The organism is Capnocytophaga sp. oral taxon 326 str. F0382 (assembly GCF_000318295.1).
Lineage (GTDB): Bacteria > Bacteroidota > Bacteroidia > Flavobacteriales > Flavobacteriaceae > Capnocytophaga > Capnocytophaga periodontitidis.
Genome location: NZ_KB291436.1, coordinates 1 through 11,426, shown reverse-complemented (window position 1 = coordinate 11,426; position 11,426 = coordinate 1). Strand labels below are relative to the sequence as shown.

General features: G+C 41.9%; 18 protein-coding genes and 1 pseudogene. 12 read left to right on the top strand and 7 right to left on the bottom strand.

The window, feature by feature from the left end; all coding sequences use genetic code 11:
• Positions 1 to 41 precede the first annotated feature (41 nt).
• Positions 42 to 260 (bottom strand): hypothetical protein, encoded by a 219-nt coding sequence (locus tag HMPREF9073_RS10460; protein ID WP_009413722.1) that lies wholly within the window; start codon positions 258 to 260, stop codon positions 42 to 44.
• Between the two features lie 102 nt (positions 261 to 362).
• On the opposite strand from HMPREF9073_RS10460, the gene HMPREF9073_RS10455 reads away from it, so the two are divergent.
• The 12 genes and pseudogenes from HMPREF9073_RS10455 to HMPREF9073_RS16005 all read left to right on the top strand — a co-directional run bounded on the left by HMPREF9073_RS10455 (position 363) and on the right by HMPREF9073_RS16005 (position 5,846).
• Positions 363 to 899 (top strand): isochorismatase family protein, encoded by a 537-nt coding sequence (locus HMPREF9073_RS10455; RefSeq protein WP_009413720.1) that lies wholly within the window; start codon positions 363 to 365, stop codon positions 897 to 899.
• Positions 900 to 989: 90 nt separating this feature from the next.
• Complete coding sequence (locus HMPREF9073_RS10450; protein WP_009413719.1) at positions 990 to 1,433, top strand: DUF2262 domain-containing protein; 444 nt, start codon at positions 990 to 992, stop codon at positions 1,431 to 1,433.
• 39 nt (positions 1,434 to 1,472) lie between these two features.
• Complete coding sequence (locus HMPREF9073_RS10445) at positions 1,473 to 1,985, top strand: GNAT family N-acetyltransferase (RefSeq protein ID WP_009413718.1); 513 nt, start codon at positions 1,473 to 1,475, stop codon at positions 1,983 to 1,985.
• A 29-nt stretch (positions 1,986 to 2,014) separates the two neighbouring features.
• On the top strand, positions 2,015 to 2,344 hold the full coding sequence (locus tag HMPREF9073_RS10440) for a hypothetical protein (RefSeq protein WP_009413717.1): 330 nt from the start codon (positions 2,015 to 2,017) through the stop codon (positions 2,342 to 2,344).
• Positions 2,345 to 2,350: 6 nt separating this feature from the next.
• On the top strand, positions 2,351 to 2,722 hold the full coding sequence (locus HMPREF9073_RS10435; RefSeq protein WP_009413716.1) for a hypothetical protein: 372 nt from the start codon (positions 2,351 to 2,353) through the stop codon (positions 2,720 to 2,722).
• A 100-nt stretch (positions 2,723 to 2,822) separates the two neighbouring features.
• Positions 2,823 to 3,071, top strand: a complete 249-nt coding sequence (locus tag HMPREF9073_RS10430) for a hypothetical protein (protein WP_009413715.1) — start codon at positions 2,823 to 2,825, stop codon at positions 3,069 to 3,071.
• Complete coding sequence (locus tag HMPREF9073_RS16530) at positions 3,068 to 3,193, top strand: hypothetical protein (RefSeq protein ID WP_009413714.1); 126 nt, start codon at positions 3,068 to 3,070, stop codon at positions 3,191 to 3,193. The genes HMPREF9073_RS10430 and HMPREF9073_RS16530 overlap by 4 nt, the downstream gene beginning before the upstream one ends.
• A gap of 218 nt (positions 3,194 to 3,411) precedes the next feature.
• The gene (locus HMPREF9073_RS10425) at positions 3,412 to 4,479 is read left to right on the top strand and encodes a hypothetical protein (protein ID WP_009413712.1); all 1,068 of its coding nucleotides are present in this window, start codon (positions 3,412 to 3,414) and stop codon (positions 4,477 to 4,479) included.
• Complete coding sequence (locus tag HMPREF9073_RS15735; RefSeq protein ID WP_009413711.1) at positions 4,467 to 4,622, top strand: YdeI/OmpD-associated family protein; 156 nt, start codon at positions 4,467 to 4,469, stop codon at positions 4,620 to 4,622. The genes HMPREF9073_RS10425 and HMPREF9073_RS15735 overlap by 13 nt, the downstream gene beginning before the upstream one ends.
• Positions 4,623 to 4,808: 186 nt before the next feature.
• Positions 4,809 to 5,414 carry a DUF4304 domain-containing protein gene (locus HMPREF9073_RS10415; protein WP_034555813.1) on the top strand — a complete coding sequence of 202 codons (606 nt, stop codon included), beginning with the start codon at positions 4,809 to 4,811 and terminating at the stop codon, positions 5,412 to 5,414.
• 10 nt (positions 5,415 to 5,424) lie between these two features.
• Positions 5,425 to 5,664, top strand: a pseudogene (locus HMPREF9073_RS10410) (class I SAM-dependent methyltransferase); the annotation flags it as partial.
• A 5-nt stretch (positions 5,665 to 5,669) separates the two neighbouring features.
• The gene (locus HMPREF9073_RS16005; RefSeq protein ID WP_002679975.1) at positions 5,670 to 5,846 is read left to right on the top strand and encodes a hypothetical protein; all 177 of its coding nucleotides are present in this window, start codon (positions 5,670 to 5,672) and stop codon (positions 5,844 to 5,846) included.
• Positions 5,847 to 5,887: 41 nt separating this feature from the next.
• Here the strand turns inward: HMPREF9073_RS16005 and HMPREF9073_RS10405 are convergent, their stop codons facing one another.
• From HMPREF9073_RS10405 to HMPREF9073_RS10380, 6 genes are all read right to left on the bottom strand, one after another.
• Positions 5,888 to 7,591, bottom strand: a complete 1,704-nt coding sequence (locus tag HMPREF9073_RS10405) for a bifunctional alpha/beta hydrolase/class I SAM-dependent methyltransferase (protein WP_009413709.1) — start codon at positions 7,589 to 7,591, stop codon at positions 5,888 to 5,890.
• A gap of 66 nt (positions 7,592 to 7,657) precedes the next feature.
• Positions 7,658 to 8,404 carry an SDR family oxidoreductase gene (locus HMPREF9073_RS10400; RefSeq protein ID WP_009413708.1) on the bottom strand — a complete coding sequence of 249 codons (747 nt, stop codon included), beginning with the start codon at positions 8,402 to 8,404 and terminating at the stop codon, positions 7,658 to 7,660.
• Positions 8,401 to 9,441 (bottom strand): patatin-like phospholipase family protein, encoded by a 1,041-nt coding sequence (locus HMPREF9073_RS10395; protein WP_009413707.1) that lies wholly within the window; start codon positions 9,439 to 9,441, stop codon positions 8,401 to 8,403. The genes HMPREF9073_RS10400 and HMPREF9073_RS10395 overlap by 4 nt, the downstream gene beginning before the upstream one ends.
• Entirely contained in the window at positions 9,429 to 10,205 is a 777-nt protein-coding gene (locus HMPREF9073_RS10390) for a phosphatidate cytidylyltransferase (RefSeq protein ID WP_002679931.1), read from the bottom strand. Before HMPREF9073_RS10390 ends, HMPREF9073_RS10395 begins: the two co-directional genes overlap by 13 nt.
• Positions 10,195 to 10,797, bottom strand: coding sequence for a CDP-alcohol phosphatidyltransferase family protein (locus HMPREF9073_RS10385; RefSeq protein ID WP_009413706.1), 603 nt, complete (start codon positions 10,795 to 10,797; stop codon positions 10,195 to 10,197). The genes HMPREF9073_RS10390 and HMPREF9073_RS10385 overlap by 11 nt, the downstream gene beginning before the upstream one ends.
• 228 nt (positions 10,798 to 11,025) lie before the next feature.
• Complete coding sequence (locus tag HMPREF9073_RS10380) at positions 11,026 to 11,373, bottom strand: hypothetical protein (protein WP_009413704.1); 348 nt, start codon at positions 11,371 to 11,373, stop codon at positions 11,026 to 11,028.
• Positions 11,374 to 11,426 lie beyond the last annotated feature (53 nt).

Genomic DNA, 11,426 nt, shown 5'->3' with positions numbered 1-11,426 from the left:
CAAACGTCCCCTCAAGAAAAACTTTTAGGACAGCCTCATTTTTAATATTTTGCTTTAGCTTCTTCAAACACTTGTTCACTACTTTTTATTCTTCCGTGTTTTATATCTTCACGAGCCAAAGCTACCGAACGAATGTCTTCCTCTGTTACCTCATAAGGATTATGAGGCTCCAATACTTCAACTCCTATATTTTCTAAAGCCTTTACAGCCAATTGGTAGTGTTGGAAATCTAAGTTATGTTTTAATATTATGGTATTCATAATAAACCTTTATTTTTTGTAAAGGTACAAAATAATTACAAAACAGCAAATTGGCAAATCGCCAATTTTTTATTACCTTTGTCGGCAATAAAAAACATTGTAATGACAACAGAAAATACTCAATTAGTAATCCTTGATATTCAAGGTAAATTATCGCAAATAGTTTATCAAAGTGAAGAAGTTTTGCGCAATAGCACTATCCTTATCGAAGGTAGCAAACACTTGAATCTTCCTATAGTTTGGGTAGAACAAATGCCCGATAAGTTAGGAGCAACACACCCCGCGATTGCCGAACTATTAAGTTGTAAAACTCCAGTGAAAAAAAGTAGTTTTTCGGCTTGGGATAATACTGAGTTTCAGCAGCAACTTAATGACAATCAATGTGAAAATGTACTGCTTATAGGTATTGAAACTCACATTTGCATCTATCAAACAGCGGTTGATTTACTCGCCAATGGCTATAAAGTATCAGTAATTGCCGATGCGGTTTCTTCGCGTACCGAGAGCAACAAGCAAATAGGACTCACGATGCTCCGCGATGCAGGCGCAACTCTTTTGAGTACCGAAGCAGCACTTTTTGCTCTTTTGCGTACCGCCCAGCACCCTAAGTTCAAAGAAATAGCACGCTTAGTAAAATAAAACATCTATACCCAATGAGGGTATATGGCAGTGTAATGTTAATTATTTACTATCTTTCCTCTCATTATCAATAATCATTTTTTGTTGAATATGAATTTTATTACCGAAAACCAAACCGAGTATCAAGCACTCTTTACCTTTTGGCAAAAGCAAGAAGCTGAAATTGTAGTCCGTTTTGATGCCAAACGCCACTTTACAGAAGAAGAAAAGCAAGAAGTATTTAAACAAGTAGCAACCAAAATACAATGGCTCGAACAGCATAAGGATACTGTTTTACAGTTTCTCCTCAAAAATGAAGAGGTAAGAGAACTCTTTGAAGAAGCCCAAGAAGACCTTGAAGAAGAAGGCGAGCAAGCAGTTTCTGATGAGCAATTTTGCGAGGCAGTGTATTTGCATAACCTGTATTGTGGAGTAAGCAAAGAAATAGCCTGTACTTTTGATATAGATACTGACCCTGATTACTTTTTGGGGCATCTGGTGAATATCAGGCTCGATGATAACTATCATCTTAGCTTAGAAACTATTAGCGGATAATAATAATGCTGAATTGTAACTTAATGTAATATAAAAATTATGAATATACGTCCTGCCATTACAACTGATATAGCCTTATTGCAGGCTATTGGTAAACAAACTTTCTATGAAACCTTTGCTGATACTAATACTCCAGAGGATATGGAGCAGTACCTCACTACAAGCTTTGCGACAAGCAAAGTACAGCAAGAACTATCGAATCCAGATTCTCTTTTCTTCTTTGCTGAAGAAGAAAACAAGGTGATAGGTTATTTGAAGCTTAATTTTGCCTCTGCTCAAACAGAACGACAAGACCCTAATGCAATGGAAATAGAACGTATCTATGTGTTAAAGGAATTTCACGGCAGTGGGGTAGGTCAAGCGCTTTATCAAAAAGCTATTGAAGTAGCTAAAGAGCGAAGGGTACCCTATGTATGGCTGGGGGTATGGGAGAAGAACGAAAGAGCCTTACGTTTTTACAAAAAAAATGGATTCGTAGCTTTTGATACCCACACCTTCGTCTTAGGTTCTGATGCTCAAACCGATATTTTAATGAAACTGTCGATGTTTTAAAATATCCCCCCTTACTTTAAAAAATACCAATGATTGATTACACTCCCAAAGAACACGGCTGGGCAATGGTAACTATTAGCAATGGCACTGCCGAAATAGCTTTTGTAGCCTCTCACTTGCACGATAGTAGGCAGGATTTGGTACGCTCGGTAGCAACCTTAGAAAAGTACAAAGAAGCAACTGTTGTTTTTCAAGATGAACCCGATGGTTATGTGCTTCACTTAGAGCGCGAGGACAAACATTGCCATTATACCCTTCATTCCTTTAAAGGCTATGACCCAACAGCCCTTTGCGAGTTGGTTTTAGAAGGAAACATCAGTTTTGCGAGTTATAAAAACGATATAGCAAAGATTAAATAACACTATATGGAAATTACACAAGCCCTTAAAACAGAAATTTACCACACCCTTACCGACTTTTTAGAAGCCTATAAAGCTGAAGATGCCCAAGTATTAGCTGAAAAGTTTGATATTTCGGGAGAATTTTTAGAAGAAGTCTATGAAATGCTTGACTTTGTAGAAGATAAAAGCGTATTGCACCTTTTCCCGATAGAAGAAATGGACAAAGAAGAAGGTGGAGGGGTGAATTTAGAGGTGTATAACTTCAACAATGATGATACTGCTGTAGGAGTAGAAGCCCACTTGTGGGATGATCAAGAATATTTTGCCATCATCAAAGGATATTACAACCTTAGAGACCAATTTCCTAAGTTTGTATTTCACTACTTTAGTTGTTAATACACCCGTTGAGGCTATCTGAAAAGTCTCAAAATTGCTTTTGCGTCGCTATACTTTTGCGAGTTATAAAAACGACATAGTAAAGATAAAATAACACTATATGGAAATTACACAAACCCTTAAAACAGAAATTTACTACGCCCTTACCGATTTTTTAAATGCTTATAAATCGCAAGATACCCAAGTATTAGCTGAAAAGTTTGGTATTTCGGGAGCGTTTTTAGAAGAAATCAATGAGACACTTGATTTTGTAGAGGATAAAAACGTGTTGCACCTCTTTCCTATAGAAGATATAGATAAGGAAGTGAATAAACTACGCGAACTGACCTTGTATAAAGATAAAAGATGAATAAACTTGTGGTAGAGGCTTGTGTATATAATGATAAAAATGAATGTATAGGGCTTATAGTAGGCGATTATCCTTTATTTGAATATTCTCCTAAGTTTGTGTTTACTTATTTTGATGTATAAATAAAAGAACAATTTACTCAGCTTGCTCAAGCTCTCTCTAAACAAGGCAAGAAATGAAATCAATAAAAATATTTAAAATGACACATAACAAAACACTTATTTACTTTTTCTTTCTACTTATACTATCTGCTTGTAGCAAACAATCGGGAGAAGAGGAACAGCAGAAGCATCGTAGGTAAACTGTAAAAGGATAACAAACATTTAAATAACATCCGACTATGAAAAAGTTCATAACATTAGTAGCAGCATTTGCCCTTGTGGCTTGCGGAAAGGACAGCAACGGAGGCGGCGGAGAGGATCCGATCGACCCCAGCGTAGTGTACAAAACTTCGGGCGACCTTTTCGGAAAGAACTATGTGGCAAAGGGGACCGTTTTTACGCGAAGGGTAGACAAAGAGATGCCTCTCGCGCCCAATTCAGCAGCGATTGCAGCCAAAATGAAATCGCTGGCAACCAATCCTTACGGGGTGATCACTACCATTACACGTCAGCACTATAATTACACCATAATTATAGTAGATAGTAATGATAAGAACCAGCATTATGCTAATTTTATCCCCGAAGGACACCGTGAGCGAGACGATGCTGACCTCTATAAATACACGGGAGGGCGTCAGCCTATCGTGCACGATGCCAAGCCTGCCGCTGGAAACGATGCGCATATGGCGGTGTACGACGTGGCAACGGGAGTGATGCGTCAGTACTTCGGAGTAACGTATGTGAACAGCGGTGAGTACAAATTTAAAGGCTCGGGCTACTTCATTGCAAAGCCAGGCCTGCGAGGGCTCGCTAAGGACAACTATTGGATGCGCCTTACCAAAGGCGGTAGCTCGGTAGTGGGAATGCTCAATCCGCTGTCGCAGATCGGTATCGAGGAAGTGAGGGCAGGGGAGATCAATCACGCCCTATCGTTCACCATAGCGCACGCCCGTAAAGGCTTTTCGTGGCCTGCGAAGGCTGGCGATGGCGATCTGGACGATGCCGACGCCCCAATGGAAGGGCAATGGTGCCGTATCGACCCGAAAGTGGACTTAGATAAACTCGGATTGAGTCCTATGACCCTGATGATTGCCAAGGCGGTGCAGAAATATGGGGCTTATGCCGCTGATAAGAACGCATTTTGCCACACTTTCACCACCGAGCACGGCATTTATGAGCTTGCGATCCACGGGTTAGACCCTTGGGAACACGATGGGGAGTTTGAGAAGAAGTACGGCAAGTTCGATAACATCAACGACTTCCCTTGGGAGCTCACACAATGGGCACCCGTTGATTGGGGAAAATAGAATATCAAAAAGAGTGGATAAACTATGTTAATGAGGCTAAAAAGGAAGAAACACGCCTCAAAAGAGTACTGAAAAAGCAATTATTGTTCTGTGAGAAGTATACATTGGAGGGAGAACCCCAAGTTATTAATCTGTTAGAGTAAATTATTAATATCAATTCGCAAGAAGGGAATGCCCCCGTTGGCGCGAGCTTGTAGCTCGTGCCTATTATAATAGACTTAGTTGGATACGGAGCAAGATGATACACCTTACCAGAAGCATTTGGCAGTAGTCTAGCAAACTTTTGTCAGTATAGAGATTGTCGCCTCGACAACTGATTAATGATTATTATGAAAACAGATACACAAATTAAATTCGATACAGTTGTAAAAGAAGGTTTTACGCCTTTGTTAAAGCCGCTTTCTTTTAAAAAGAAAGCCTTGAACTATTATCGAAGGCTTGCTGAGGTAGGGCATATCATCAATATACAGAAAAGCAGTTATGGGGATAGAGATCACATTAGGTTTCGCATCAATATAGGGATTTTTGAACCTAAATTTTGGTTGGGCTATTATGACTTTAAACATACAGGGCAAGTGCCTGATTACCCTACAGAACCTGTTTGTATTATCCGTAAAACTATTAAAGATTTACGAGGGAGAAAAGAGCTATGGTATGAAGTGGATGAAAATACCAATGAACAAGAGTTGATTAAGAGAGTACAGGAAGATATACAACAATATATTCTGCCTTTTTTTAAACAATATAATAGTGTAGAGAAGATTTTCTATTCAGCTGATTCAATATTTCCTCCTTTTGGAGCATTGGTGTTTTATGGAGAACATGGGTATATAGAGAAAGCTCAAAAGGAATATAATGAACTTTTAAAAGATGTGAATCCTTTGGCTGAAAGAACTTTAAAGGGGTATGCTAAAAAATATGACTTAAATATTTAATTATCAAAGTAAATCAAAAATAAAAAAAATCACTCTTGCGGGTTGCCCCTCTCCTTGGGAGAAGTCCACGAGAGAGGAATTGCCTTTTGCCGATAATACTTTTGATATTGTGTTTCACAACGGAGGTATCAATTTCTTTAACGATAAAGCACTTGCTATAAGCGAAATGCTTCGGGTTGCCAAAGCAGGGAACAAACTCCTTATCGCCGATGAGACTGCCGACTTTATGGAATCACTTTTAGAAAAAGCAACTAAATGAATGTCTTACAGAAACGATTAGCACAAATAGAAACCGTTCCTCACGAAAATAGCTTGTGTGATGGAAAAGAACACGATACTTGGTACAATGAAACCAAAGTGAAATATCACCTAAATGAAGAATACAAAATACTTAGTTTTAAAGAAGGAAAAAAGCAATCACACTTAGGATAAGTGCTATTATAAAAGCATAAATTATTTTCATATATTCTCACCTAATATTTCTTTACTTGTCCTAAACTAACAGTAAAGATTCCAAAATCATCAATCAGCATACTTTTTTTCTTGACTCCTTGGAGGGAGAAAAGTCCGTCCAATTCACGCTGGCTACGGCGGCGCATCACCCAGTCTTTTTCCTGATGGCTCTTCAGTACAAAGGCAATGGTTTTGAGCTGGGGGTGCCATGGCTGTCCTGTATAGATGATATACCCATTGTCCGAGATAGAAACCACCCCCTTGATTGCCTCAGAGGCCAAGATATTATCGCCAAAAAGCTCAAAAATACCTGAGATGATGGTGATATTGGGCGAATAATTTAGTTTGCGGTAAGTATCAGCCTCAAAACAATTGTAATTGGTAAAGCGAATATTCTGGTAGCCACGCTCTTTGATAATTTGCTCTCCCTTCTGTATGTTGGCTGGTAGGAACTCATTGATAACGATCTCCACTTCAGGGTGGCGCTCTTTGATATCAAAAAGGTAGTTGCCCACTCCACCTGCGATGTCCAATATTTTTACCTCCTGTTCTTGGGCTTGTAGGGCTTGTATAGCCTTTTCTACCTGTTGTAGGAGGTGTCTCTTGCGGATACGTACCCCGCGCCAGCCTATGGCATTGAGATAGCTTTTGTCCATCCAACGACCTATACCCCACTTGCCTTGTGGCGTGTTTTTATATACATAATCCATGGAGGCGCCAGAATCGAAGCCATAGGTAAGCCCTACAGTCATACCACCACTGAGGTGACCAAGCTTGCTCAACGCCCATTTCTGAAGATGGTAACCCCAACGCTCTCTGGTGGGAATCAGTTCATATTGCATGGTCTCAAATTCTTTCTGAGTAAAGAGATCAGAATCAAGAGTAGGAGTAGGCAAGGGTGCAGAGAAAGCCTTTTGGATAAAGTGTTGTAGGAGCTTATATACTTCCTCACGGCCTTGCTCGAAGAGAATTCCATGATGGAAGCCCTCCAAGGTAACAAACTCTTTTATAGGGGAGGATAGGTTTACATAAAACTGCTTTTGCTGTTGGTTAATCACCACAAAGTCTTTTTTAGCGGAGAGCAGTAGGGTAGGGGTGGTGATTGCAGCGGCATCTTCCACCAATCGCTTACCAGCATTGGCAAGGTCAATGAGGAGTTTGCCATTGATAGAGCGGGTGATGAGAGGGTCATTATCGTAAGCCTGTTGCTGCTTAGTGTCGCGAGTGAGCATCTTGGATTTTACATAGCTCTTAACAATCAGTTTAGGATTGATTTTTAGAGCCAACTCGATGGCTTGCTTGGCCATAGGAACGATCAGGTTGATCTCAAAGGCAGGAGCCAATAGCGCCATGCCAGCGATGCGGGGTGCAAAATCATGCACCCAAGCCGATGTGATTACCCCGCCAATACTATTGGCCACTACAAAGATATCTTCCTCGCGTACCTCATAGTGCTGCCCAAGGAACTTGGCAAAGGTATCCAAGTCCCGTACCGAATCCATGAAAACAGGAGATACAGCGGCTTTGGTGTGCCCATGTCCACGCATGTCAAAAGCAAAGATGTTGTAGGCAGCAAAGAGCGGATGGGTAGCAAATTCCTGTAGACGCTCCCCATACTCATGCCCTCTATGGATTACGATAAGGGTCTTTTGTCCGGGCTTGTAATTCCATTCGTAGAAGAATAGTTCTTCCCCTTCATGACTTTTAAAAAAACCTGTGTTCATGGTATAATGATTTTGATACGACAAAAATAGAAAATTATTTTTTGATTACCTAATTTTTTGTTAGAATTAGTTGTGATTTTGCATCCATTTGGCTTTTCTGTACATTAGTAAGGACAGCAAAGGCTTAGGCAGTAGCGAGAGTAATTGCATGAGCCACTTCATACGAGTAGGGAAGAGGTGTAGGCTTTTCTTTTGAGTAATAGCCCTGCTGATTTCGGCTACTGCTCTATCTTCACTCACCAGAAAAGGTTTCTTAGAGAGATTATTTTGGTTGAGCTTGTAGAGCTTTTGGGTGGCTACATACCCAGGCGCAATAGAGGTGATATAGATGCCAAAGGGGCGTAAGGCACGCCTATAGGCATCGGCTATCTGTAAAACACTGCGCTTGGTCTTGGTATATAGGCTGGAGGAGGGATAGTCCAAAATCCCTGAGATAGATGCTAGCAGGACGATTTGGCCTCCATGATGAGCCATAAGTTCTCGGCCAACCTCCAAGGTATTGACGGCTCCTATGATATTGGTTTGTAGCATACTGACCGCCTCCTCGTAAGAAATTTCTCCTACCACATCCTCGGCATAGCTACCCGCACAGTTGATAAGTAAGGAGAGGGTGTCTGAGCCTACAAACTGTCGTATCACCTGGGTTAATAGTGCTTTGTCTATAACATCGGCCTTATAACTCTCAAAAGGAACTGCCTTGGGGAGCTTGCTAAGATCTCTGCCGCATACCCCAACCCGATGGCCGCTTTGCTGGTAGAAGTGAGCCAAGGCAAACCCTATGCCAGTGGTGCCTCCTATGATAAATACATTCATAAGCTAAAGGTGTTAAGAATAGTTTGGTAACCATAGTCCCATTGCCGCTCTATCTGCTCTCGGTAAGAGGGATAGTCCTTGGGAAAGTGAATTCCTATCTCCAGATGCTTCCAATTGATATATTTCTCAGAGTAAAAGCCCTTTAGAACGGTAGTTGCTCTTCGAGTATCTATCCATTGGGCAGGATAGGAAGCCACCGACGCCAACCGCTCGTTGCCACTAAAGCCCAAGACGGCACGTACCAAAGACTCTTCGGTAGGAGAGTAGGCCTGCTTGTGCTCAGCAATTACAGTAGTTGAAAGCGCATAAGCCAGCTCCATAGGAACAAGGTCAATAGCCCCGCCTGCATAGTATGTCCCCTGATAGCTTACAGGAGCTACATAGAACATATCCGAGACAGAAATACGGGCAGCCCAGAGCAAGGGAATTGCCGTTTCCACACTTATATCGGTTGCTACGGCCGAAAGCGTATAGTTGGATTCGGTATGTTGCAGTGTCTCAAGAGGGATCCTCTGGGCAGTCTCAGGGTCGGTTATGAGCACCTCTTGGTAGAGTTTTCGCTTACCCCTACGCTTGCCACACTCATGGGGGGCAAAGCACATCTTTGCTCCTATGATGATAGTGGGCAAGGCAGCAGAAAAAGCTAACTTGGTCAAGGAGGGGAGTAGCCCCGATAGGTCTTGGGACATTTCTACCAAATAGCGTGTATATACATCCTCTACCAAGGGAGCACGACGCCGGTCATAGCGCTTCTGTAGGACTAAAAGCCCCAAGCGATATAGCTTGCTATAAGGGGTAAGGGACAGGCTTTGGATAAAGTGGTAAAACTCCTGTGATTGCAGATAGGCTTTTCTCTCTGTATTATTAGCAAAAGCATTGATTACCAAGGCAGCAAAAGCCCCACCACAGCTAGCAATAAGTAGCTCAGGAGCTTTGCCTATATCACACAACGCTGCATACATACCATTGTATAAGGCAAAGCGGGTGCCTCCTCCGGAGAGAAGCAAACTACGGGAAAAGGGCTTTATCGTATCCATAGGTAAAACCAAATACAGTTGAACAAGAGACTATCTATGCGATCCAAGAGACCACCATGACCAGGAATCAGTTGGCTGGTGTCCTTTACCCCCGCCCGCCGCTTGAGGTAAGAGAAAGTCACATCGCCCCAGAAACCAAAAAAGCTAATGAATAAGCCTACAAAAACTAATGTATGTAGTGCAATAGGAAGCCTCAGCAAGTAGCCTAAGCCCACACTCAAAAAAGGGGTGAGCAGTAAGCCGCCTACAAACCCTTCCACGGTCTTATTGGGGCTTATCTTGGGTAAGATCTTGTGCTTGCCAAAGCGCTTTCCAGTGAGGTATTGGAAGATGTCGTTGAGTTCGGTCGTTACCACCAAGAAGATGAACCACTCCACCCCTTGTGGCTTCATACGTAAGAAAGTCAGGTGAGGGTAGGCTGCCAAAACAATCAGTAGGGAAAGGGGCAATCCTAAGGGGATTTGCCTAAGGCATAGATATAGGATAAGGCCTATCCCCACAACCATACAAGCTTCTACCATATAAGTGGAGTAGTTGGGACAGCTCCATAGTAAAACCCCTTGTAACAAGGGAATAGCCATACGCCAATAGCTCGGATTAAAACCAAAGAGCCCGCCCAATTCCGTAAGGGCTTGAAAGCTTACCCATAGGGAAAAAAGACACATGGCGTAGGGGTGGGAGACAGCCGCAGCAAAAACACAGATAATCACTCCCCAGCTCCTGATACGAAGCGGTACATCGGCATATTTGTTGTCAAGCGGCATAAAGTCCTTTTTTTAAGCGGGTGAAAGTACTTAAAAGTAGCAAGGCAATAACTATGGCAAAAACCACTTGAGAGTAGGCTTGTATTCCCACACCAAAGTAGGCAAGCAGCCCATAGATACCCATCAGCAGTGCTCGGTCGCTCTTGCCCATAGGCCCCTCATAGCGCCTTTGCCCTCCTAAGACCTTGCCTATGACGCCAGCAAACTCATTGAGTACGCTCAGTACAATAAAAGCTACCACCCAGTAAAGGCTTTCGGGGTGGTACTTTAGCAAGGGGAAGAAGATAAACACATCCGAGACCACATCGCCCACCTCATTGAGTACCTCTCCTAAGCGGGAGGTTTGTCCGAACTCTCGTGCCATCATACCGTCAAGAGCATTGAGGATCATACGCACCAACAGCCCTATGGGCAGTGCCAAAAAGAAAAGTGGCACCGCCGAAGCCTCCCAAAAGAGCACGCCAATCCCAAAGGAGAACACAATGGCCACTACAGTAATCTCATTGGCAGTAACACCTCTCCTGTGTAGCCATACCAGTAGCGGGTGCAATAGCTGCTGGAATTTAGGTTTTAGTTTGTATACAGAAATCATAATAGGTTAATGAGTATATTAGTTAAAAAACTTATCAAAATCCGAGTAGCCACTTGCGGAACGACACCAACCTTTCCGAGTTAACCTTATACCTACCACTATAATTGCAGATAGATTATAGTGCTTGGTGTTATAGGTTTTTCCATCATCAGTAAGGTACTCCGCTACCAAAGCACGGATGATGTCTTTCAGAGTGTGTTTTTTCATAATAGGTTCATTTGTTAATTATCAGAGAGTTTCCCTCTCATATTTGTCTTCGTGAAAGTACTCATAAGCACTGGCTTCCAATTCTCCACAATCGGAAATAAGATTATTGTCTTGGTCATATATCTTATAATTCTGTTGGATCTCACCTATGGGGCATTCACCATCTAGGCCTAATAGGATAGTGTAAAATACATCTTCTAACAGAATATCAATAACTTCCTTAAGTTTCTCAGTTTGACTCTCTGTCAGAGCCATTTCTTTTATTTTTACATTTACAGCCGAAGCTTGTTCGGGTTGTGCTTGAAAGCATGACTTTAAAAACGCTAGTTTTTCAAGGTAAAAGTTCTTTGCAAATTCGTCTGAGGTCATAATGTTGATATATTATTTATAGAAGCTGTTTAAACTTTTTCCTATAATAAAGT

Coding starts and splice junctions, on each gene's coding strand:
- HMPREF9073_RS10385 (WP_009413706.1), bottom strand. CDS start 10,797: ATGATTTCTGTATACAAACTAAAACCTAAATTCCAGCAGCTATTGCAC.
- HMPREF9073_RS10440 (WP_009413717.1), top strand. CDS start 2,015: ATGATTGATTACACTCCCAAAGAACACGGCTGGGCAATGGTAACTATT.
- HMPREF9073_RS10395 (WP_009413707.1), bottom strand. CDS start 9,441: ATGGATACGATAAAGCCCTTTTCCCGTAGTTTGCTTCTCTCCGGAGGA.
- HMPREF9073_RS10425 (WP_009413712.1), top strand. CDS start 3,412: ATGAAAAAGTTCATAACATTAGTAGCAGCATTTGCCCTTGTGGCTTGC.
- HMPREF9073_RS10400 (WP_009413708.1), bottom strand. CDS start 8,404: ATGAATGTATTTATCATAGGAGGCACCACTGGCATAGGGTTTGCCTTG.
- HMPREF9073_RS10415 (WP_034555813.1), top strand. CDS start 4,809: ATGAAAACAGATACACAAATTAAATTCGATACAGTTGTAAAAGAAGGT.
- HMPREF9073_RS16005 (WP_002679975.1), top strand. CDS start 5,670: ATGAATGTCTTACAGAAACGATTAGCACAAATAGAAACCGTTCCTCAC.
- HMPREF9073_RS10390 (WP_002679931.1), bottom strand. CDS start 10,205: ATGCCGCTTGACAACAAATATGCCGATGTACCGCTTCGTATCAGGAGC.
- HMPREF9073_RS10455 (WP_009413720.1), top strand. CDS start 363: ATGACAACAGAAAATACTCAATTAGTAATCCTTGATATTCAAGGTAAA.
- HMPREF9073_RS10450 (WP_009413719.1), top strand. CDS start 990: ATGAATTTTATTACCGAAAACCAAACCGAGTATCAAGCACTCTTTACC.
- HMPREF9073_RS10380 (WP_009413704.1), bottom strand. CDS start 11,373: ATGACCTCAGACGAATTTGCAAAGAACTTTTACCTTGAAAAACTAGCG.
- HMPREF9073_RS10435 (WP_009413716.1), top strand. CDS start 2,351: ATGGAAATTACACAAGCCCTTAAAACAGAAATTTACCACACCCTTACC.
- HMPREF9073_RS16530 (WP_009413714.1), top strand. CDS start 3,068: ATGAATAAACTTGTGGTAGAGGCTTGTGTATATAATGATAAAAATGAA.
- HMPREF9073_RS10405 (WP_009413709.1), bottom strand. CDS start 7,591: ATGAACACAGGTTTTTTTAAAAGTCATGAAGGGGAAGAACTATTCTTC.
- HMPREF9073_RS10460 (WP_009413722.1), bottom strand. CDS start 260: ATGAATACCATAATATTAAAACATAACTTAGATTTCCAACACTACCAA.
- HMPREF9073_RS10430 (WP_009413715.1), top strand. CDS start 2,823: ATGGAAATTACACAAACCCTTAAAACAGAAATTTACTACGCCCTTACC.
- HMPREF9073_RS10445 (WP_009413718.1), top strand. CDS start 1,473: ATGAATATACGTCCTGCCATTACAACTGATATAGCCTTATTGCAGGCT.